The sequence below is a fragment of the Bradyrhizobium sp. CAR08 genome, from assembly GCF_052871955.1.
Genome location: NZ_JBIXJX010000006.1, coordinates 281,004 through 303,657, shown reverse-complemented (window position 1 = coordinate 303,657; position 22,654 = coordinate 281,004). Strand labels below are relative to the sequence as shown.

At 58.1% G+C, this 22,654-nt stretch carries 15 protein-coding genes and 1 tRNA gene; 7 read left to right on the top strand and 9 right to left on the bottom strand.

The window, feature by feature from the left end; all coding sequences use genetic code 11:
* Nucleotides 1-221 precede the first annotated feature (221 nt).
* The 4 genes from ACIPUD_RS15575 to ACIPUD_RS15560 all read left to right on the top strand — a co-directional run bounded on the left by ACIPUD_RS15575 (nucleotide 222) and on the right by ACIPUD_RS15560 (nucleotide 2,328).
* On the top strand, nucleotides 222-740 hold the full coding sequence (locus ACIPUD_RS15575) for a MobC family plasmid mobilization relaxosome protein (protein ID WP_446481058.1): 519 nt from the start codon (nucleotides 222-224) through the stop codon (nucleotides 738-740).
* On the top strand, nucleotides 737-1,813 hold the full coding sequence (locus ACIPUD_RS15570; protein WP_446481057.1) for a relaxase/mobilization nuclease domain-containing protein: 1,077 nt from the start codon (nucleotides 737-739) through the stop codon (nucleotides 1,811-1,813). Before ACIPUD_RS15575 ends, ACIPUD_RS15570 begins: the two co-directional genes overlap by 4 nt.
* Nucleotides 1,789-1,867, top strand: a tRNA-Ser gene (locus tag ACIPUD_RS15565). Before ACIPUD_RS15570 ends, ACIPUD_RS15565 begins: the two co-directional genes overlap by 25 nt.
* Nucleotides 1,868-1,968: 101 nt before the next feature.
* On the top strand, nucleotides 1,969-2,328 hold the full coding sequence (locus ACIPUD_RS15560) for an SIR2 family protein (RefSeq protein WP_446481056.1): 360 nt from the start codon (nucleotides 1,969-1,971) through the stop codon (nucleotides 2,326-2,328).
* A 304-nt stretch (nucleotides 2,329-2,632) separates the two neighbouring features.
* On the opposite strand, the gene ACIPUD_RS15555 is transcribed toward ACIPUD_RS15560, so the two are convergent.
* The 9 genes from ACIPUD_RS15555 to hxsA2 form a co-directional block, all read right to left on the bottom strand.
* Nucleotides 2,633-5,302 (bottom strand): helicase-related protein, encoded by a 2,670-nt coding sequence (locus tag ACIPUD_RS15555; RefSeq protein WP_446481055.1) that lies wholly within the window; start codon nucleotides 5,300-5,302, stop codon nucleotides 2,633-2,635.
* A complete protein-coding gene (locus ACIPUD_RS15550) occupies nucleotides 5,299-7,248 on the bottom strand; it encodes a hypothetical protein (RefSeq protein ID WP_446481054.1) in 1,950 nt (649 codons plus the stop codon). Before ACIPUD_RS15550 ends, ACIPUD_RS15555 begins: the two co-directional genes overlap by 4 nt.
* Entirely contained in the window at nucleotides 7,245-7,493 is a 249-nt protein-coding gene (locus tag ACIPUD_RS15545; RefSeq protein ID WP_446481053.1) for a hypothetical protein, read from the bottom strand. The genes ACIPUD_RS15550 and ACIPUD_RS15545 overlap by 4 nt, the downstream gene beginning before the upstream one ends.
* Nucleotides 7,490-8,461 (bottom strand): hypothetical protein, encoded by a 972-nt coding sequence (locus ACIPUD_RS15540; protein WP_446481052.1) that lies wholly within the window; start codon nucleotides 8,459-8,461, stop codon nucleotides 7,490-7,492. The genes ACIPUD_RS15545 and ACIPUD_RS15540 overlap by 4 nt, the downstream gene beginning before the upstream one ends.
* A 369-nt stretch (nucleotides 8,462-8,830) precedes the next feature.
* Entirely contained in the window at nucleotides 8,831-10,732 is a 1,902-nt protein-coding gene (locus tag ACIPUD_RS15535; protein WP_446481051.1) for a DUF262 domain-containing protein, read from the bottom strand.
* Nucleotides 10,733-10,900: 168 nt separating this feature from the next.
* On the bottom strand, nucleotides 10,901-12,106 hold the full coding sequence (gene hxsC, locus ACIPUD_RS15530; protein ID WP_446481050.1) for a His-Xaa-Ser system radical SAM maturase HxsC: 1,206 nt from the start codon (nucleotides 12,104-12,106) through the stop codon (nucleotides 10,901-10,903).
* Entirely contained in the window at nucleotides 12,103-13,551 is a 1,449-nt protein-coding gene (gene hxsB / locus ACIPUD_RS15525; RefSeq protein WP_446481049.1) for a His-Xaa-Ser system radical SAM maturase HxsB, read from the bottom strand. The genes hxsC and hxsB overlap by 4 nt, the downstream gene beginning before the upstream one ends.
* 17 nt (nucleotides 13,552-13,568) lie before the next feature.
* A complete protein-coding gene (locus ACIPUD_RS15520) occupies nucleotides 13,569-13,835 on the bottom strand; it encodes a hypothetical protein (protein ID WP_446481048.1) in 267 nt (88 codons plus the stop codon).
* Nucleotides 13,836-13,893: 58 nt separating this feature from the next.
* A complete protein-coding gene (gene hxsA2, locus ACIPUD_RS15515) occupies nucleotides 13,894-14,169 on the bottom strand; it encodes a His-Xaa-Ser repeat protein HxsA2 (RefSeq protein ID WP_446481047.1) in 276 nt (91 codons plus the stop codon).
* 624 nt (nucleotides 14,170-14,793) lie between these two features.
* On the opposite strand from hxsA2, the gene ACIPUD_RS15510 reads away from it, so the two are divergent.
* The 3 genes from ACIPUD_RS15510 to ACIPUD_RS15500 are packed head-to-tail and all read left to right on the top strand — an operon-like array spanning nucleotide 14,794 to nucleotide 21,384.
* Complete coding sequence (locus tag ACIPUD_RS15510) at nucleotides 14,794-15,168, top strand: hypothetical protein (RefSeq protein WP_446481046.1); 375 nt, start codon at nucleotides 14,794-14,796, stop codon at nucleotides 15,166-15,168.
* Nucleotides 15,169-15,211: 43 nt separating this feature from the next.
* Nucleotides 15,212-19,951 carry an AAA domain-containing protein gene (locus ACIPUD_RS15505; protein WP_446481045.1) on the top strand — a complete coding sequence of 1,580 codons (4,740 nt, stop codon included), beginning with the start codon at nucleotides 15,212-15,214 and terminating at the stop codon, nucleotides 19,949-19,951.
* Nucleotides 19,948-21,384, top strand: coding sequence for a hypothetical protein (locus ACIPUD_RS15500; protein ID WP_446481044.1), 1,437 nt, complete (start codon nucleotides 19,948-19,950; stop codon nucleotides 21,382-21,384). The genes ACIPUD_RS15505 and ACIPUD_RS15500 overlap by 4 nt, the downstream gene beginning before the upstream one ends.
* Nucleotides 21,385-22,654: the final 1,270 nt, after the last annotated feature.

The following is a 22,654-nucleotide window of genomic DNA, read 5'->3' as shown; positions in this document are numbered from 1 at the left end:
CGCGGAGTACAAAGATTAGGGGCGACGGCGGCGTCATTCCAAGGGGAATTCTCCGCATCGATCGTCAGCTGGGTTGGATCCCATCTGGGGCAACTCTTCAGCTTTGAATGCCGAGCCCGTTGGTTTGAACCAACACGGAGGGGGTGGAAGGATTCGCGTTTTCTAGTGCAGGATAGGCTTCGCGCCAGCGGTGTATTACATCGCGATTGGGGTTGGAGTGCATGGCTCTAATCTCGCTTCGCGTCCCCGACGAAGTCGCGGCACAGTTCTCCGCTTTTGCAGCTACGCAAGGCGGCAAGTCCGCGCTGCTGCGGCGTCTCATTGCTGATGCCCTAGCTGCACCAGTGCCGCACATCTTGGCGTTGCCGGTCGGACGGCCGGAGAAGGTGACTGTGCGGTTTCGCGAGAGTGAGATGCGGCAGCTCGCTGAAGTGTCACATCAGCGTGGCATGACCCGAACCGGTTGGATCGTTGCCCTGGTGCGCTCACGATTGGGGTCGCCAGTGCAGCATTCCCCAGATGAGCATGCGGCGCTTCGCGCGATCGTTCGCGAGCTCAACCGGATCGGTGGCAACGTCAACCAGATCGCGCGTGCCGCAAACACGAGTGTGCTGCAGGGCAGGGCGGTTGAGCCCGATCTGTCAGTAATTCGAGAGGCCAAATTGGTCATTGAAACAGAACTCTCGCAACTACGTAATGCGCTGCGTGGTAACGCGGATTATTGGGATGGGCGGCGATGAGCCGGCGCCACTCGCCGCGTCCGACCGACCTGGCCTCCGAACTTCCGCCGATCTCGTATGTCTGGAAAACGCCCAATCGGCGCGCGCGGCGGGCCGAATGGGATATCCCCGATCCGGCCGCTCCCGGACGCCTTACGCCGGCGATGCGCGCAAAGCTCGAACGCATCGTTCGCCGGGCACCAGAGGTGATGGTCAAGATCACCGGTCGCACCAAGGGCGTGGCGCATCTCAAGTCGCACCTGGCATACATCACGCGAAACGGCGAACTCGATGCGGAAACGGAGCAAGGTGCGGCTCTGACGGGTCGTTCCGGATTAAAGGATCTGCAGCAACGCTGGGAGGATGATGCCGGTCTCGACAACAAGCGTCGCCGGGATGGATCGTTTTCGATCAACATCATTCTGTCCATGCCGGCCGGCACCGATGCGGTCGCTGTCAAGGATTCAGCTCGGGCATTTGCCATCGAGACGTTCGGGGACAACCACGACTACGTCTTCGTCCAGCACCTCGATGACAAGCATCCCCACGTGCACTTGACCGTTCGGTCTTTGGGCCATGACGGCAGACGCCTCAGCCCCCGCAAAGCGGATCTTCAGGCCTGGCGAGAACGGTTTGCCGGCGAGCTCCGGCTGCGCGGGATCGCGGCGGAGGCAACGCCGAGGCGAACCCGCGGACGGGTTCGAAAGGCCGCTCGCGGAGCGGTGCTTGGTTTACGCAAGCGAAAGATCACGCCCGATGTCGATCGGCTCGCCCGTAAGGAGGTGCTTTCGGAGGTGAGGGGCGGCAGAACCGCCAAACATCCCTGGGAGGAAAAGATTGAATCACGTCAGGACGCCATTCGGCGGCGATATCTAGACTATGCCGCGGAGCTGCAGCCTTCTGGAGCGGCAGCAGATCGCGAGTTGGCTCGCCAGGTTCGGCAATTCGTCAAGGATATGCCCGCAGTCGAAACCCGCCGGCATATGTTGAAAAGCGAGTTGTCGGAGCTTGCGAAAATCCGGAGCGTGGGCGCAGAGCAGGGCGTCGTTGCAGACCGGCGCGACGATACGCGAGGCGATGAAAGGACGAGATAGGCGAGCGCAGGAATCATAATCCTGGGGTCGGGGGTTCGAGTCCCTCTCCCCGCTACGATTAAAGCAAGGACTACTTTTGACTGTCCGCGCCGGTCTGGCATCTTCGTACCACGCTTCGTACCACATTTGAATCAGCCTTTGTCGCGGAACCCGGGATGGGCCTTCATGGATTTCTTCCGCTTGCGCCGGATCGGAAGGGCAGCGACAACATCGTGCTGAGAACGGCCGAATACTTGGACGTCATGAAATCGGTGTGGCGGCCGTTGCTCGAGTCCTTCCTGCGAACTCATACTTTTCTCTACATAGGCCTGTCCGGCTCGGACATGCATCTGCAGAGTCTGATCCACGGTGTCAAAGACGGGCACGCAATCAAGGAGGAGCGGATACTTTACCACACCGTGCGGTTCGCGGTTGAAGGAAAGCGAGACGATATCGGAGACTTGCTTGAACCGCAGGGGTGTTCACTCACCAGATCCCTGGTTACTCCGACATTCCTCCATTTCTATTCGCAATAAGTCAGGCTGCTCGAAAGATCAGGACGACAAGCTGACAGCGAACACACCTCGGTCGCAGCCTTCTAAACTCACTTCTTTGCAAGGTGGCGCATTCCGAAGGGGCGCAAGTCGTCCCGGCGCAGTTGGCCGGCACCTATCTAAATTTCTTTGTCACACGGAAAAGCGTGCTGCCCGCGCGCTTCAGCGACGAGCAGGAGGATTCCATGCCCCATCTCTGAATCCGTGGCTGTCTTGGGCTGTGTCGAATCTCGAAGCGGCGGTCCCGGTGACTTTGCTATCGCAGTTGCCAACACGAGGCCCGCGTTTACTGCTGCGGATCCCCATGCTCTCGTTTCAGAGGCGAAAATTCAGGTCGCGACTGTGCGATCTGTTCAAGGATCATCCGGCCTTCGTCATCTTCGCCCGCTCTCAATCGTGCAGGGATCGCTTCTCCGTGTAGCTGTGCCCGAAGGTCATCCCACCGTTCCTGCAGAACCTTCCAATTGTGCTCGTCGTACGTACCCTTAAAGATGACGGGCCGGATTTCGATGCGAGGCAGGTCGGCGCCTGTCTTTCCCTCCGCTATGGCTCGGTTGAGCTCCATGGCCCAGCGGCAGTTGACCCGGTCGACCCTGCCGATCTGCTGCTCGACCACACCTGGATTCCACTCGGGGTGCAAGAGAACGACGATCCGGCAGCTTTCGTGCAGGTTCAGGCCTTCGCGCCCAACCAGCGACTGGGTGACAAGGACACGTGGGAAGCTGTTGGATCGGTTGAATGCCAACTGCATCATGCGGCGGGCCTGAGGCTTGGTCTCGCCGTACATCAGGCGGGCGTAGCCTCCCTGACGGTTTGTGTAACCTCCTCCGAGATGCTCTTCCAGGCCCCGCCAAGCATCCCGGGCAGCCTCGTCGTCCAAGTGATCATCATCTGCATCGTCCTGATCGCCAGCGGCGTTCACGAGCGCAATGAAAGCTGACGCAATGTCGGCGTCGGACGCGTCGGTGCTGTCGGTGTTGGCCGTAATTGCGCGCGCAAGCAGAGTCAGTTGACGGTCGTCATCGTCCGGATCGTCGGCTGCTTGTTGCGATTGCAGTTCAACAACACGCAGGATGGCTTCGTATTTCGTGCTGTTGTTTGTCGCTTCCGGGAGCCCTGCGCGGATGCGCGGGATCATGGTGTCGCGCATTTTAGCGCGGAGTTCGGTGTCTCTGCGATAACGCTCGGCGAGCACGTCGTCGAGCGCATCGAGATCGACCGGCGACGATAGCTGGTAATGCGCGGCGAGGACCGCCGGCCACTCGCTGTCGCCGTAAATTGCATTCCGGTCGCCATGAACTTTTCGCTGCGGCCAGGCTTCGCCCTTGCCGACGCGCAACAGCATTTGCCGGGCGTTCAACAAGCTGACGAGCGCGCGAAGCGGGCGCGTGAATCGCCCAAAAACAAGCACCTTCTCGCCGATTTCGGTCTGATGTTCGATGTACTTGACCGCAGCGAGGATGGCCGGATGCTCGAAGAGAAGTTCCCGGTCGTCAGGAAAGGAGCGGCGAAGGGTGTCCATCCACCACGCGGTTCGATCCGTAACGGGGACTTCGGTCTTCGGGGCAAGTTCCGACTGACTGGCTTCGAACGAGTCCTGCTTCCGATCGTCTTCGGCGTCGTGCAGATTTTCATCGATCACGCTTGCTATGCCATGCCCGTTGCCGATGGTGAGGCGGAGAAGTCTGGTCCTGTTGTCGATGGCCCCGTCGGTCAGCGACAGGGCTTCCGCCGCACAGACTGCCTGACGCCATGCCGGGGATAGATCGTCGAATTCGACCGCTATCTCTTGCTGGCGCCGATAGTCATGGATGGGCAGCCGGCTAACGCGAGCGAACGTCAAAACATCTTCGTCTTCACGCTTGTCACGCCGGATGAGATAAGGCGACAGAGCGCTCTGAAACTCTCGTGATGCATCCACGTAATTGCTTCGCAACTCCGCGCTTGCTCTCCAGCCGAGCCGCAAACGACGGATGGCGTCGGCATAATGGCTGGTCGCTGTCGTGATGATTTCCATCTGATCCGAGCGAACGGAAATGCGTTTGAGCGTCGATTCCCATTGCGCAACGTCGAGTTCGATCGGTGTCGCCGTCAGGGCAATGCGACGACTTTCATTTCCTTTCAGAACGATATTGTCGAGGACGCGTGAAAGGCCGCTCTCGTCGTCGCGGCTCTTATGAGCTTCGTCAACGATGATCAGATCGAAAACTCCCATTCCGAGGCCCACGACGTTTTCGAGCAGCCTACGCAGCACGTCGTTGCGTCCGTACCGCTGTGGATCAAGCGGTTCTGGCCAACGCACCTCCAGCAATTGTTTGAGAAGTCGGCGCGCTGGATGGCCGGCGCTGCGGGGTACCGCCTGCGTCATTGACCTCGCCGCGGTGACCACGCGTTGAACCCTGGCCTGATCGGCGTGATCATTTGCGTCACGATAGGAGCGCGGCAGCCGTCCTTCGGTCAGTTGACGGGCTACTGCGTAGACTTCCGGAAGAAGCCACCAGCGCCAAGGATGGGGATTCGATCCAAGCCGCCAGTCGGAGAACCGGTGCGATACCATCACCACGGACTCCCTGAACCACGGCACCATTGTCTTGGTGTCGCCTTCGGCTTCGCCCCAGGCATCGTAGTAGCCTTTCAAGCTGCGAATGACCGGCGGCACGTCGGTTCCGCATGCCCGGAATTCCGCTTGCCACTGGAAGCTGAGGCCTGGCGGGATAAGGACTACGCTTCGTCCGCCGCTGCGCGTGACGGCGTTGGCCACATAGGCGGCAATCCGGCTTTTGCCCATGCCGACTTCGTCAGCAACGACAATACCATTGCTGGCGATGCGTGCAGCGATAGCTCTGAGGCTTGCGCGCTGGCCATCGTTGAGCGTCGCGGCCGAAGGCGGCGATGAAGAAGCAATTTCTTCGAGATGGCCCGCGACTTCATCCCATCCTCTAAAAGTGCTCTTCACGGCAGAACTCCGAGCGCGGGTCGGTCGGTGAGTTGCCAGGCTTCGGTCACCCGATGCAGCGCCGTCGCGTAGCGGACACCTTCGGCGGTTTGAATGTCAGCGGCGAAGTGCGGCCGGAAAGACGCCTGGAGAAGAGGGTGAAGCGGGTTCAGCCCGATTGCTCTGAATTCCGTGACAACCGCGCTGTCCTTGGATTGGACCAGGACTTGTTCGAGGCGGTTGCACCATGCTGTCCAGTCGGCTTGATCGACGTTGACCTGCTTGCGGGCAATGTCTTCGACCAGCGTCATCATGCGCCGCACTGGATAGCCGGAGGAGCGCCCCTGCGCGGCGGTCCCACTGGCCGCAACGCCGTCAATCGAGGTCGTCGCATCGCCGCCGGCTAGTTCCTCGTCGTCGGGCGGCATCGGGAAATTGGCAAGTTGTATCCAGGCGTCTTCAAGATCGAGTGACGGAAGATCGGTCGCACAGAAGCGGCCATAGTGATCGATGACGGGCACGTCTGCGCGACGCGGGCCGTCCTCCGCCGACCAGATAATCGTGACTTGGCGCGGGCGAGCTGAATTCCACGCCAGGTTGCCGTCCGCAAAGCGATGACAGGGACGCCCGTGAGGATCGAGTATCTCGAACGGGCTTGTCGGCCCGCCTTGCGGAACGAGGATTGATCCGTCGGGAGTTTCTCGCCACAGAAACAGGGCAACCGGCACCGCCGCGAAGGCGACATCGCGCTCCGGCATGTCGTCACCGGGCTGCAAAGGCGGAAGAGGAAAGCTCTCATCATCCCAATGGATGGGCAGCAAATTGGTGACCATGCTCACAGGCTCGCTACCGCGGTCCTGCTCCCACCTCAAATTCGCGGGAGCGAGGATGACGCCAGCCTCCAAGTTTCCGTTGGCGCCTGCCTTCTGCTTGAAACCCGGGTTGGTGAGATTGCCCGAGCCAAGATAGATCCACGGACTTGAGCAGTTGTTCGAGCCACCACGTGAGGTGCAGCTGAACACAAACTTCGCATGGAGGACCCGTGGCGCACCGCCAAAGTATTCGGGGGCGCGCGCTGGCCGGATCTTCCAGCCTTTGTTTTCAAGCGCAGCACGCCCCCTCGCGATACCTTGGCAGGCCCGTGGATTGACGAACAGGTTTCGGTCAGAGCTCGTGGTAAGCAGATCGTGTTGCTTAAGATCAGTAACTATACTGTCTGGAACGTCGGGCGCGCCTGATTGAGTGCTCTCGTAGTATCCCGATCCCAACGCCAGATAGTTCCGGGCCGTCGGACCCGCATGGTGCCCGATGAGGTCAGGCAGCTGCCGCAGCAGCGATGCTTCCCGATTGTCGAAAAATCGCGCGCGGTATCCCCGGTGGCGCGTCCCGAGTTGAGCTGCCCATGTGGCAATCTTCTCGATTGCGCCGGCAGATTCGTTGCTCGGGTCGATCGCGAGGTCGAGAGGACGGGTGTCAAAGTGTAAGCGAACCCAGGTGAGAAAAGACCAGACCGCGGCAAGGTCGGTTCGGTCCTGCCGGGACGACTCCGACGGCCTGTCCTCGACGTCGACGTGCCAAGCAAGGTCCAGGCTTTCCTCGAGGGTCTGCCGGGTCCAGTTTCCTGTGGTGACGATGACACGAAGGAGAAACCGGCCGGCGCCCTGGAAGCCGAGAACGGCGACTTTGGCGTGCAGGAGAAGAAATGGCAACGGAGAGGACTTGATCGGCAAATGGAGGACAGCGGGAACTTCGGAGGGCAGAATCTGCGGGTTTCCCGGATCGAGCATCACGGCAAGCAGTATCCGGCCTTGATGCTCGCGTTGAGCCTTGGTGAGCCCGGAAAATCGTTCGGCAGCATCCTCAAGGAAGCCGGCGTCCGCGGAATAGCCGCAGATCCAGCCGAAGATGCCTTGATAGTCATCAGGAGGGTCGAACAGCTGAGCAAGCGAACATGGTTTGAAGTTCATGCCGCTTCCTCGTCAGCAAGCGGATTGAGGAAGGTACCGAGCCGGTGGTTGAGATCGAGTTCGAACAAATACAGGTTCTGTACCCGTGACGAAATGCCCTCGGGGAGAGGAATGCGGCTCGCATTCTCGGTACCCGGACCCGCGGCATCTTCTTCGACATCCTCTGCTTGCGCCCGGCCAACGAATGCCGAACCGGGAACGATATTGTTGTTGCGGAGCTGAAGAACCCGGCGGTCTCGCGTCACGAGTTGCGGATGATCTGCGCTGGGTCGGCAACGATGCATTCCCGGCAGAAACTGGTTGCTATCCTTGCTTCGGTCGGATCGTCCTCTTCATCCAGAAAACGCTGGGCCGAGTTGCGCAGCCTGCCGAGCTGCTTCTGCATCGCGGGAATTTCGGCAGCAGCGCTCGAGGCCATTGCCTGAGCATTTGTCCGGGCGATGGCTGTTTCTATTTCGATGAGCAAGTCGATGGCTGTATCGCGGGCCTGAAAGAACAGCGCGCCGCGGCGAAGGTCGTTCCAATGATCAACATCGATGGTTGGCGGTCGAACCTTCCAACTGGTGGGTTTTTCCGGATCAATGGATGCGACCCATGCAAGGCCATTTTTTCGACGAGCCGCGTCCTTGTTCGCGCCCGCTCCTTCGCAGAGCCTGCTTCGAACAAGATCACGTGCAAGGGGTGCCAAGGGTTCTATCGGCGACAAGGCTCGTTGCAAGTCTCGTGTAACCGTGATCGGCGCGGATTCGATCGCCAGGCGGACGAGGCAATCTTCGACGGTCAATCTGTACGGCCTGTACTCGCTGGTTGCCGCTTCGACCAGGTCGCGGCCGGACTCGGTGCATCTGAAGCTGTTGAAGCGTGTGCTGCCGGGATGCACAAAGCCAAGGTCGACCAATGCCTCCACCGTCGCCATGCGCATGGGCTGAGTGACGTAAAATCTTGGCTGCCGAAGTCTGGCGAACGTCAGGTTGGCTTTTCCCGCGAGTTTCTGCACGCCCCGAAGACGAGCGTCTCTCCGCCAGCCGTTGCTCTCAAACGCTCCCCAGCACGCGAGGGCTTCGACAGCGTTGGCCACTTCCAGCGTTTTGACGTTCCGGCTGGTCTCCCGAAGCCGCTCGGCGACAATCACGCCAAGTGTTGCAAGGACCAACTGCTTGGCGAACCAGACACCCCCCAGACCGGGTACGGCCAACTGATTGAATTTTCGCACGGCAGCGCCAAGTCCAAGCGTGCGCGTTCGCCGCGACCCGGCTAGTTGCTCGGGTCCCAATAGGCCCCAGTCCATTTGTAATCCCCCGCTCCCTGCAGCAGCAGAAATTCGTCGGCTATTTCCACCCAATCATACGACGCGTGTAACCAGACCTGAAACGTTTCTCGGATCTCGCTTGCGATGATCGCAGACCGTCGAAAGTGGACGCCAAGAACATGTTGACCTACTCGTCAGACGCGCCTTGCGGCCCGAGCCCGCGGCTGTCTATTTTGCGCATTCCCCGCCAGAAGCAGCAGCATTTCAGGGCGAGCGACTGGGGGCCCAAACAATCGGTCCTCTGACGCGCGCCGGTCAGCGAAGCTGCGCACCTCATGGTATCGGCGAAGGCCATATGGACGTAGCCATCTTAAAAAGGTCATCGGCGCGTTTCACGATGTCATCCTCAGACCATGTGACGAGCGAGTGATCCTGAAACCGAGCATTCAGTCGCAGGGCACTGTTCGCCGCAATCTGGGGACGCTTGTCGGCGAAGGGTCCGTTGCTGATGGAGGAGTTGAGCGGTCCCGTGAGAAGCGTGAGATTTCCCAACGTGTGGAGTAGCCTTCTCCGGCGCTCATCCGGAGAGTCGCCCATCTTGTCCGCCGGAAGTGGCGCATACGGGTAGTCGGACAAAGAGCCGTTCTGTGGGAGCAGATGCTCCACCGTCAAGTTCTCGGGTAGAACTACATTTTCCGTCTTGCTCGTATACATACGTGCATCAAGGGCCTTCAACAATATGACGGCGCGGTCCGGTCGTGATTTGACATACAACGGCGTTTCAAGAAATCCAGCCTTCAATTCGACATCGCCAGGCCAGCGTACCGTCACGTCGTTCGAACGGACCAGTTCGGCTCTGACGACCTTCTTAATCCTCGAACTCGTCGGCTCGAGACCGTCCTTGTTGGTCTTCTCTGTCTCTTGGACCTTCGCGAGTAAGGAGACGAAGAACTTGTTGTAGTTTTTGTTCGTGAGCCCACAGATCATCCGTCGTATGAGCCAACTTTCCACATCGGACAGCACTTGTTCCTTGTCTGAAAGATCGAGCCGATCCGCTGGAAGGCCTACAATATGCAGCAAAAAGGGATAGACCGTGCTTGTGTCCAACGCACGAAGTCGGCGTGCGAACGTCGCGGCCCGGCCGTCGCCCACAGGTGAGATGAGGGAGCGAAAGATCGAGCCGAATCTTTTGAGTTCGCTGAGGAAAGCTTCCAGCCCCTGGTCCGACTCGTCACGCCAATCCCGAAACTCCTGAAAGATCTGACCGATCGCCAGCTCTTTGCCAGTCTTCATGGTCAGGAAATGGAAGATGAAAAGATCGATGCGTGGTCTATTAAGCCGTCCTTGCCGCTCTTCGACGTGCCAATATCGGGTTTCGCCTTTTATGGCGGTTTCGATGCGGTCGTTGTCGAAGTGGTACCAATACTTTGCGTAGAGCTCGTCCGCGTAATGCTCGTTCGCCGCGTGCTCTGGATCGGCCGCCGCCTGTTGGAAAACGGTGTTTCTGATTAGGTCGGAAGGCAACAACGGCTGCCCACGGGCGTTAAGAGTCTCGAAGATTACTTGCGGATCATCGTTCTCTTCCAACTCGATGACTACCAGCTGAAGACCCGTCCGCAACGCTTGGAAGAGGCCGAAGATGTGAAGGTCGACGCTATCGGGATCGTTGACCGACGTCGCGAATGCCGTGATTTGGGAATGGAAATAGATGTAAGCTCCTATCATGCGGGGGAGCTCGGACTGCGTCGTGAGGCAGCACTCCTTTAGCAGAGCTTCGGGCGTTTTTGCGGAAAGTATGAGCCGAAAGGTCGATCTGTCGGCGTTCGTTGGCCATACCTTGAAGCTGCTGTCGGCGCCTGGGTTTTCGTCCTCATTCAGCGTCAGCCGATTGATCTTCGACGAATGGACGGACGAATTCGAAGTCGCGAAATCCCGGAGCGCGCAAATAAAAATCTGAAGGGTCGTCAGACGTTGCTGCCCGTCGATAATTTCGGACCGGGCGACGGCGCTGCCGACAATCTTCTGCACGTTGAGCACGACGGCGCCGAGAAAGTGTGAGCGCTTAGGGCTGCCGGTCTTGCTCGCTATACAGGCTTCAGCCTGCCGTTGGATATCGTCCCATAGCGGTTCCCATTGTTCGGCCTCGTTCCACACATAGGCCCGCTGGTAAAGCGGGACAATATAACGGCGATCCTTCTGGAACAGTTCGTAGATCGAAAGCTTGTCGGGCTTCATTGCGTTTCCAAGTTGATTTCAGTTCGATCATCAATCCGAGCAAAAACTAGTAGAACGAGTGGTTTCTCAGGCCCTAAAGTTGTGCACGTCAGCCGCGGAGATGCCGTACACAATCGCAGCAGCAATGAGACCAGTACCGATCTTCATGTTCGATCTTTTTCTGGCCTGCTAGTCCGCCAAGCAATCATTCGTCTCATTGGAAGTGATCGCGTGCACACCTCGACTGAACCGCGGGCGTCCCGTCGTAAAAAAGCCGCTGCACGTATTCTTCTCGTCGCATTGCTGGCATTCTTCCACGAACCCGTTTTTCCAGTCTGAGATCGACTGGAGCGCATGCGGCCAGCTCGACTTTGGGAGGACACATTTCGGTAGGTTATAGATTGATACGTTGACGCCAGCGGCGCTCAAGTGATCGACGGCTTTTGCGAGCCCGTCCGCGTAGTCCACCGGATCCATCCAGAGCATGGCATCGTTTGCGATGGCAAAGCCCGTGTTTTCGAGCCCCATTAACGCGACGTGGTCAACGAACGGCAGATTGCGGGCAATCCACCGACCGGTGTCCTCAATGATCGGCGCGGTCAATGCATGCAGCACAACACGGATTTCCACGCGTTGTCCTCGATCCTTGAGCTTTAGGATGCCTAGGATTGTCTCGTCGAACGCACCCTTAGCCTGCACCACGTGATCATGGATATGATCTACCCCGGCGTAGACGGGAATGGCCGCCATCATGTTCGGGTGGCCGATCTCTTTCCAGGCGTCGACGATCCGCGAGTCCGCGAACGCCCGGCCATTGGTCAGCACTTGGATGGCCGTTGCCGGCAGCCAATCGCGGCATTTCTTGAGGACGGCGATAAAGTCTTCCCAATCCGACAGGGTCTCTCCGCCGGTGAACGTCAGGGCGCGGGTCGCTGGATCGACGAGCGGCAGACTTTCCTTGATTTCGCTGAGGATCCATCGGTCATCGACATCTTTGGGTGGTTGCGAGCACATCAGGCAATAATTGTTGCACCGTTCCGTGACAAGAAACGAATTGTGCGCCGAATTCCGCCGATACAGCGTGCGGAATTTCCCCGACACATGATCGAACCCGATGATGTCTCCGTCCGAAAAATAGTCATATTTCGTGGAGACCGCGACGAGCCGTCCTTTGAACGTGCCGGGTGGATCGATTGGAGTGTCGGAGATGGCAAAGATGGACGGCCAATCGGCTGCTATCGCGCGTTGGACTTCGTCCGGCGTTCTGGCGAGCGCAAAATCAGCCACGTGACGTTCGGCGTTGCTGTCGATCCACCGGAGCCTGAGGGCTGATCGGGCTTTGTTCGATGAAAATCCATTGCTCTGCAAGGCTGTGCCATAGAGAGGGAGGGTCATGCAGTGGCCCATCGTCGCAGGATGGCAGCATCTTCCGGACAACTCTCCATAATGTCCAAGAGCAGCCCCATGATGCCTTTTTGCCGAGCGCAAAATGCCGACAGCGGCTTGATCCCCAGGGCGTCACCCTGGGTCGCGTGATGATAGACGGGGTCCGCCCCGCAGTGGCTCTCATACACGCAGGTCGAGCATTCGGGCGCGCACTGGGTAAGCGACGACGAAATCGCCCCCATCAGCTTATCCGACAGGATGAGAGAATTGTAACTGTCGCATTCGACGTGACCGAGCCGGAAAGCGTCGTCACCGGTCTCGGCCAGCATCCTGCCTTCATCCGATGCGAAAACACTGCCGTCATAGTTGTAGACCAGCGCGCCCAAGCCGGCCCCCGCGGGGCTGCGCAAATCAACGTAGCCGATGGGCCGGTCCGAGAGCATCCGTGTGAGAAGCAGCGCCGCATAGAACTCCCGGAACGGGGTGCCCTGTCGGTTGATCTCCAGAACGCGGCGCAATCCTTGCTCATAGAACGCAAGCCACTTCTGCGCGTCGTACTTGGCGAACTGCTTCGTTTTGATCGCAAATCCGAATGGCGAAAGCGGGCGCAGGAAGATGCCATCCAGCCCCAGCTGGAGATATTCGTCGATGATTTCATCGACCCGGTCCAGGCTCGCCTCCGTGGTAGTCATCAAGGCCCCGACCCTGTCGGGACCTAAAGTCTCCCTGGCTCGCCGTATTCCCGCAACAGCTAGTTCATGACTGTTTGCACCGGGGCGGGGACGGTTTTTGTTGTGCAGGTCGGATGGACCATCGAGGGAAGTTGAGAGCAAGACGTTATTTTCTTTGCAAAACTCGAGAACGGTGTCGTCCAACAGGGCCAGGTTTGAGGCGATGACGAAGTCGAGCTTCTTGCCGGACCGTTGTTTCGCAGCGGCAACAATCTTCCTGATCAGCGGGAAATTGAGAAGTGGCTCCCCACCCTGAAACTCAATCTTGATCCTTGCCGACGGGCTGGCGAACGCAATATCGAGGGCACGCATCGCGGTTTGCTCGCTCATGTCGAAGCGTGAGCGGTCGGTACTTTGACGCGAGACCTGGCAATAAGGGCAAGAGTGTTCGCACCGAAGCGTCACGACGAAAATATGAAGCGGGGTCATCTGCTGCAGGAACGACATCCGGCTTCTCAGTCGGGCGGCCAGAAGCTGACGTTGCGCCTTCTGGTTCGCTCCGGTGACGAGATGAGCGGCATAGGCCCTTTCGTAGAGGCCGTCGCCGGGTCGGACCCGAAGGTCGACAAGCCTGCTTAGTTCATCCTTCGTCAGGCGGATGAAATCGCCGATCATGTTGGCGACAAGATACTGGCCCTCGCCGGTGCGCTCAAAATTGAACGGCAACAGCGATAGATCTTCGGTTGCCGCTCTGAAGGTCTCAGGAGATAAAAACCGCGCCATGGTTCTCCGGCAGGACTCTAATTTTGGTTGGTGGCCAGGGCCCCGAAGGCAAGTGCGAGGATGACGTTCCGAACGCCTTCGGTTTTTTCAGCGACGTGAATCCGCAAGTTTTCGTCGGCGACAAGGTGCAGAAACCGCTCCTTCAGTTCGTCCGAACTAAGCACGGCTCCTTTTTGCGGATTGCCAGACGAAACTAAGCGGCAAATATAGCGGTCGCCTGCACGGTCAACCTGGCAGGTCGCCGATCCGATCAGACGATAGGCTGCCGCATCCAAAGCGTTCAAGCTTTGGATGCTTGAATCGAAATCGACAGCTACCTCGACCTGAGACGCCGCAGGAAGCTTAGCGGCTGGAGGCATGAGAGGCATGTGAAGCATGCGACGCGTGCGAGCTATGTCCCGCGACGATGGTGCCGTCGGCCTGCTTCGTCATGACAAACCCGAGAAGGTCTTCTCCTGCTTGATAATAGGCATTGGGCCGAGGCTTATCAGCAGTGACTTCGGTGGCTACGGAGGTCCGTTCATCGGCAACTACCGCCTTGGCCTCGGCGCCCGACATTCCCGCGAGCGACGCAAGTGCAGCGCCAAGCGAAAGCACAATTTTTGATTTTTCAGTCACGTAGCCCCCTACTTTGCTCAATTAATAGGCTCTCTTTACAACTCCGGGGGGCAAGAAGTCTATAGTTCTATTGAACGAGAGGGTCCCGGTCGGGCAGCGGATCAGCTATCCTTTACGCACGGCCGATTCGATCGAACGCGCGCGAACCGCATGTCAAGATGACCGCACCACGCCTTATGTCCGGAACGGACGCCGCGGCCTATTGCGCCGTCACGCTGAATACCTGGTCAAAGTGGGTCGCATCCGGATTGGCGCCGGCACCGCTACCAGGGACGCGCCGTTGGGACCGCAAGGCGATCGATTTGGCCCTCGACAAGGCATCGGGGATAGTCGCCCCCTCAAATCGTCCAGCGAATTCGGCAAGCTCGCCGCACGCACAAAATAGGACTATCTGCGTTTCCTCGCTGTGATTGAAGTACGGTTCGGCACGCTGCCCATCGCGGCACTGCAAGAACCCGGAGTGCGCGGACTTTTCAAAAAGGCGGGATGAAATCGCCAACGCGCCGACGCGGAGCCCGAAGCAACGCGCCGAACTAAAGAGGGCCGGGGAGTCTGCGCCGATCGAAGGGGACCGCCAAGCCGATTATGCACGGGGCGTGCTCGCGCGCGTGCTGTCGGTGGCCAATGACCGTGGCACCATCTCAACGAACCCCTGCAAGCGCGGCGGGAGGCTGTACGAAGCCGAACGGGCCGAAGTCATTTGGCAGCCGCCAACATCAGGCATTCGGCGAGGCCGCTCCGGACGAACTGCGCTTTGCCCCGGTGCTCGCGCTATGGACCGGCCAGCGGCAAGACGATCTAATCAAGCTCACCTGGTCGCAGTATGACGGCACTCATATTCGGCTGCCAGGGCAAGCGCAAGGCCCGCGGTTTGCTGCCCATCGATCGGTGCTGAAAACCGAACTGGACAGCCGGTGCCCGGAGAAGCCGGAAGGGGGCTATCCTGCGCAACGCGCGGCGATGGCTGGACGAGCGATGGCTTGCCGCGAGCACTTTTGACATACCACAACCTGTGCAAAGGTATCGACCACGATCGGTTCGAATGCCGCGATTCGCGTTGACCGAAGGGGGAGATTTGATGGTCTGTCGAGTGCGATACCTGAGCAGTGCGGGTATTCACCGCCGTGAAATCCCAGGCATTAGCGCCCTTGCAGAGGCCTATTCGGCCGACTGGTTACTCTACGCATCGTTGCAGTGCTTTCCTCGCGGGGAAACGCCGATCGAAATGGACGCCATAATAGTTATGGGCGACCGAATCCTGATTCTTGAACTCAAAGATTTCAATGAAAAGCTGACCCATAACGGCGATCAATGGAAACACGGACGTCGACGGTTCCGTTCGCCTGTTCAAGGATTGGCCGAGAAGGCTCGTAAGGTCAAAACTTTCCTGCAACAGCACATTCCCGGCTTTCATTACTACGTAGATTCTCGCGTTGTGCTGACCGGTATTGCAACGAAACGAGATCTTGCCGCCGCCGAGCAACCCAGCGTCTGGTCACTGCAAGAAGCGATATCGATCTCTACGGCAGCGGGCAGACAGGCACTGCTCAACAGAACAAGACTCCATTCTCAGAAGGCCTTTGCCCTGGAGGCGGATTTCGAGCGCATCACTCTGAACCCGAAGATGTTCGGTCCTTTAGAAGCCGAGTGGGACGGCTATCGCGTTGTCGACGAGGATTTCGTGACCCATCCTGATAGAGTTTGGCGAGAACACCGCGCCGAGCAGATCAGTGACCCTCGGTTCAAGGCACTAGTTCGGATTTGGGCGTTCGACAAACTTCCCGTGGGCCTGAACAGTCCCGACCGGCGACGCTTCATTGCCGGTCGTGAGATGCGCGCGATTGGCCGTCTGCATGCACTTGGTAGCCCTCTCGTTGAACGCAACGCAATTCTTGCGCCCGTCGGCGACGAAAAGGAAGAAGTTCTAACTCAACATTTCGAACTCAGGCGGCTGACTGCTGGCCTCACTACCCTAGACCGCTATCTCGAACGCGCCTCTGAAGATCTCAACACCGATGATCGCGTCACAACCGTTGCAACCCTGATGGAAATCGTCGCGGAGCTGCATGCGCAGGGCATAGCTCATCGAGATTTGGGTCCAAGATCAGTGTGGGCGGCTACTCCGACTCGCGTTGCACTCGGCGGTCTGATGACCTGCCAATTGCCCGACGAGGAATCACTAAGTGATTGGGCGTCCGTCATTCGAGGCCACGTTAGCTATCTGCCAGAAGATATCGATAAGAGCCTGGCCGGCACGGCCAAGCAACGCGACGTCCACGCGCTCGGACGGCTGGCATTCCAAATATTGACGGGCTCTCCGCTGCCACCCGATGCGGCCGCGGCTTCGGAAATGCTGCCTGTCACTCTACCGGATATCGCGACCTGGTTTGCGCGGGCGATGACTAGGGATGCTAATTCCCGATATTCGGATGCTCGTGTCATGGCGGATGGTTTTGCCGATATCGTGGACCGATCGCAAACCGGCGACATTGATCAGACCCTGATAGACCGGCACGAGACTGCCGATTCTCCATACTTTCTTTGGCCAATCAAACGAAAGCTTAAAGGCACCACCGTTTACGTCGGCACGAGCGAGGATAGCCAAGAAATTGTCGTCAAGACCTGGCCACGCATCAGGCGAGGCGCGAATGTGGCGAGCGACGTCGCGATGACACGACTTTTCGATGGTGTCGGAAGGCTAGTCAGTAGTCCTTTGCCGGGGCTCCCGCGTTACCTACGGGCAGGGCTGTCAGAAACAGGCCCTTTTGTTGCCTACAAGTTTGAGCCCGGCACCCCGCTCGACGAGACGTTCCCGAGAGACACGGAGTTCACGGTCAAGCTAGCAAATAGACTGGTCCAATGCATCATCGCAATCCACGCGATGGGGCATTCGCACGGTGATGTTGCGCCAAAGAACATCTTAGTTTGTGACGAGGGCAACGATATTCGACTGCTCGACTTTTTCGATATGTCCGATGTTGGTGATGGCCGCGTTCGGACGCCGGCAATGTGCCCTGAAAACGCCGATGCGCTTACCGATGAGCAGCTTGACCGATATGCAACGGTGAAAATCATCCGAGACATGCTCGCGAGCACCAACGACTCAAATTTAGTTGACGACATTGCTGAACTTGATCGCGAACTGACCCGCCCACGGCTCGACACGCTTGATCCAGTCACCGCAGTTCTGCGGAGCATAATTCTTCGCATTGAAGTAGATCGCCCTCGCAGAATGACGGTTTCGTTCAGAGGCGCAGGTAGCGAACCATTCTTGCCCGACGGCGGGCGCTACTATGTGCAAGCCGACAAAATCGATTCTTCGACGGTCGAGTATAAAGTCTTCGGGATCGAACGTGAACTGACAATACAGATGCGCGGTCGCGAGATTGTACATGTGCGCTACGCCCCCGCCAACTTTACTCGCCTTTCTTACGCTTCGCAGCACGGCCTCCCCGTGAGGGTTCTGATTGATCTTACGGATGGCCTGGATGACGGCCTGGATGAGTTGCTCGCGTTCATAAAGCCCCTCGTCGAATTACAATTCTCGTCGCCTGACGATGATCGGGGCGAAAGACCGCCGACGCTTGACGTGCCTCGCTACTGGCGGAAACTTCTCGAATTAGAAGCCTCCTTCCAACCGGAAGTGGAGATACTGCAAGATATCGGACCACCGAGCGGCGCTGTCGCGGTGTATGCTTATGAACGACAAGGACAAGATTTCGACTTTGATGCTGGCACGACCGTGGAAGTGAGGCTGCCAAATGGCCGTAAGGTTGGTGAGGTAAATCTCGAACAGACAGACGCTCAGCGGCTGGTCGTTGAATACTCAGACCGGCGACTTGTCCCGGGCGATCGGGTAAACTTGGTTGACCGGAGATCTCGCTCGTCGTTTGATCGGCGGACCAAGGCAGTTGACCGAATCCTTGCTAACGAGGCCGCGATCCCCGCGCTTATCAGCTACTTCGAGACCGAACGTTCGGTTGCTGCCATCGATTTTGGTGACGATGTTTCCGACGAAATGCTTGATCGCTACAAGCTGAACCGTGGCCAGCGGAACGCGTTTCGGCATGTGATCGGGCATGGTCCGGTTGGCTTGTTGCAGGGGCCACCTGGTACGGGCAAGACGCACTTCATCGCGTCGCTGGTGCACTGGCTCACGACCGAGAAGGGTGCGCGAAAAATATTGATCGCGAGCCAGTCGCATGAAGCTGTGAACAACGCGATCGAAGCCCTTCTTGATCTGTTCAAAAAGCTCGGAGGTCGGCGCCCCAGCCTTCTACGCATTGGGTCGAAAGGTATTACAGAGAAAATTCGGCCTTATCATACCGCGTCGCTGCAAGAGCGATTTCAGTCGCGGTTTGAGAACGCTTTTCGATATCGGGTCGGTGTTCTCGGAAGCGCGATCGGTCTGAAGCGCGCCTTGGTCGCCGACGCGGTCGACGTCGACCGCAGCCTTGGCGAACGTGTTCGCCGGCTGAAAACACTTGCTGAAGGGGAGCGAGATTCAGTAAACCTCACTCGGGCCGAACGAAATAGGCGAGACGCAACCGTGCGCACCGCCGCGGCGGCCTTTTCCTCCTCTGCTGAAAAAATTCTTGGGCGTCCTGCGGACGTTACTCAAATCGACGCCGAACTCGACGCCGCATTCGATAAATTATTGGCGCGTCATCCCGAAACATCGCCCTCGGACCTAACGAAAGCGCGGCAGCTAATAGAACTATCGCGAGAATGGTCGGCGTCACTGGCATCTCCCTATCGCAACTTCGAGGAATTCCTCGCCAAAACTCGGACGATCGTCACAGCTACGTGCGTTGGAGTGGGGCAGACGAAGATACGAATGGAAAAAAGCACCTATGACTGGGTGATAGTCGACGAAGCGGCGCGTTGCACGCCCGGAGAGCTGGCAGTGCCGATCCAGCTAGGTCGACGCGTGCTGCTTGTCGGCGATCATCGGCAATTGCTGCCAATGACTGAGCGCGCTGTGCTCAAGGGCCTTTCGGCAGAAATGCCAGAAACACCGCGCGTGGAGTTTGAGCGAAGCGATTTTGAAAGAGCATATCTGTCGCGTTACGGGCAAGACAACGGCCGAACGCTGACGGAACAATACAGAATGGCGCCTGAAATATGCGATCTCGTATCGAAGGTGTTTTATGAGCCGCACGGTGTTAAACTCATAACTTCCGATAACCGAGAATCGGATCAGGCGTTTGCTCGCGAATTATCTGGGCCACTCTCGTCGCCCGTTACTTGGATTGATACTTCAGACGAGCCCCGTCATTTAGAAACGCCGGCCACCTGGGATGAGACAACGTTCAGCAATGAGGCGGAGGTCGATGCGGTTATGCGCCTACTTGAAGTCATTGCTGCTGATGGCGTTCTTGTCGAATCGCTTTTAGCCGCCAAGAGCGAAACGCCGATCGGCATAATTTGCATGTATAGCGCGCAAAAGGCGCGCATAGAGGAGGTGTTTTCTCGGCGGCCGTGGGACGTGAGGTTCCGCGGCACAGTGCGTATCGACACGGTCGATTCCTACCAAGGTAAGGAGAATACGATCGTGATCGTCTCGCTCGTCCGGAGCAATAAGCGCGGTGATCAGGGGCATGTGCGGATACCTAATCGCTGCAACGTGGCCCTGTCGCGCGCGAAAGAGAGGCTCTTTATAGTTGGTGCGCGCTCAATGTGGGGCGCCGTACAAAAGCGATGGCCGATGCGGCAGGTGCTCGACGAGATCGATTCAGGCCCCGCCACTCTCGCGGTTTTGAAGGTGGGAGATATTCGATGACGGAGGGTATCTTAGGGCCAACCCGGGTGCGTAGCTTTGGCTTCAATATTCCTTGCCGGCGGTTTCTGATCCGCGCGAACGTAACGAGAGACCGCCGTCTGCCTGTGGTTGACGAGTTTGTGCTTCGGACCTTGAAACTTTGCGAGGACGTGCCGGTTCAGCGGCTTGCGACTTACTTTGGTTTCACGCCAGCCGAAACAGAAACGGTGATGGCCGATCTTAAGGGCGCGGGTCTTGTCACGCTTGAGGGAGACACAGCACGGTTACATCTCTCTGCCCATGAATATTTTCGAGGGGCTGAGGATGGCGCGCCGCGTGTAGTCGACGTTGACAGTTGGGTCGTTCGCTTGTGGTTCGATCTTGTGAGCAAAAACATGGCGGCACCCGACCGAACGCGGTCGGCCCGAAACTTAATCGATATCCGCCCGGCAAGCATGGCGCGCGACTTGCCAGCATCGTATGCGAAAAAGGCGTTCGAAGACAACTTTGCGGAGTATCTGCGCAAGGTCCGACGAACTTCGAACCCTGATCGCTTCGCCCTCTACTCCGTCTCGGAAGCAGTCGCCGAGCGCTTTGGTTCACTCGTTTTCCGGATGGATGAGGATCTGGTGTTTGACCCGGAACCGCGGTTAAGACCCAATCTGGCTGCTATCGAAGCCGTAGATATGCCTCGATTCAGGTCTCTCGCGACTGCGATGCTCGACGCCTATCGTGGTCTCAACTGGATGGAATCGTCGGCAGCAGCACTCGCCGACTTTTCCGGCCTATCGGGAGAAACCACTGTGACCGACGCTTACAGCGGAGGGGCCAGGTTCGATCTCACGAGATGGTTGTTGTTGAATCCTGAAAAGACAAAGCCAGATCGACAGAATCTTGTTGGCGCATCGTACATTCGCAGGAATGTTGATTTTCTAGTCAACCTTATTGAAAGCTATCCCATCGCTCCGTCATCAACCGAAGCTCGAAAAGGGTGCGAGGTTATATGGTACAGACCCGGGGGGTCTGGTTGGGGCTGCTCGCCGGAGTTGCAAGAGGCTCTTTTGTCGATAAAGTTCGCGCTACGGAGGAAGTTGGGAAAGCTTCCAATACGCACGAAGATCGTTTTTCCGAGCATATCCCGGCGCGACCACCCAGATCGGTTCAAGAATCTTTTTGATGAAGGTCATATCGCGCCCGCTGGATTTCTTAGCCCGGCTGTCGAAGTATTGCACATCCCGCGGATAGCGACACTTATGCTCGTCTCCGTGGCACTGTCGGGAAGTGTGGAAGTGCCAGTAGGCTTTGCTTCAATGGCGGCCGAGCCATTGGCCAGGGTCGCCCGGAAGTTGACGAACGTCGATGCTCGCCTCGAAGAGCTTTGGAGCAGGCGAGAACCGGAAGATGAAGAATCGCTGCCCCTTGAACCTGATGTCGACGAGGCCGAGGATGTGTGATGCTCCGACAACTGGGCTCGTCGCGGCGCGCTACGGTCGGGCGCGTGGACACATCGCCTTGCAGTCGAGATGAATTCCGGCCGCAAATTGGTTTGCACTGCTAAAAATACGGCAATGCCGTCAAAGGGGCCTTGGCGCACCGATTTGCGCGTATGCCATTGGTGCAACTGCTGATCTTCAGGACACTAATCAACGGGTCCCAGAGTCCTGGTGTGGCATTCGCCGCGCAGGAGCGGGAAGTACCCGGCACCCATCGCGCCCAACTCACTGGGGCTTGCGGAAATGGTTTTCGAGAGCATGTCGCTCTCGATCTCCTACTTCAAGCCTCGTCCCGTCGGGCAATGGAGACAAACCGCTTTCCGACGAGGAACGTTGTGCAAAGAGAGGGGGAGGGCGTGCGCGGGCGCCCCCGCCACAAAAGAAAGCAAAGCTCTCAGGAGGTGCACAACATTCGGAGCCAGCACCAATCCATCACGCGCGGCTCATCGTTTCGATACCAACGGATCAAACGAATGGCAAGATGGCGGATGCAGCTTCCTCCAAATGCACATGATCTTGATGAGTGTTTAGCCGTTTCTTGTTTTTGTTCCACGGCACCATGCCCAGTTTGATCAGCAAGCGCCGTTGGCGGCCCTTCGCTGAGTTCTTCAGGCACCGCGGAGAGCTGTTCGAAGTGGAAGACGTTATCGGTGGTAGTCAGCGAGAAGCGAAGAGCTAAAAGGCGGGGCTCCCGCGCTCGTATTTATCAAGGTGACGCGGGAAAGTCACAGTCGCTTGCTACTCGTTCTTCAAAAGAGGCGTCCTGCGTGATCAATCGGAGACCGACATCTTCCAAACGAATAAACGCACCTTGGCTGGGCAAGCCCGGAAATTGAGGAATATTGTTCCCTTCGGCGTGAAGGACCAGCTGCAATCTTCGAAAGTTAGCGGGAAGGATAGGGTCTTGCGCATACCATTTGCCCGGATTGAATATGGGACCTCTCGTTGCGCCGCTTTGTCCAGCTAGCTTGAAAAGCGGTTTGCAAACCTGCCAATCCTTTTGCGGGACGCCGGCGGAGTCCAGCAGCGCTAGATAGTCCACGCCGTCACAGTAGTGATGCCAGTCAACTCGGCATTCATAGAATGTGTAAAATATGAGGTCGACGGGTTTGCGCGCAGCGAGCATGGCGGGCGTGGGCGACGCCGCCGGCGGGGGAGTTGATTTCGACGAATTGGTACGCTCCAATGGCGGTTGCGCAGGCACGCGCCTACCGTCCGAGCTCAAGCAGTC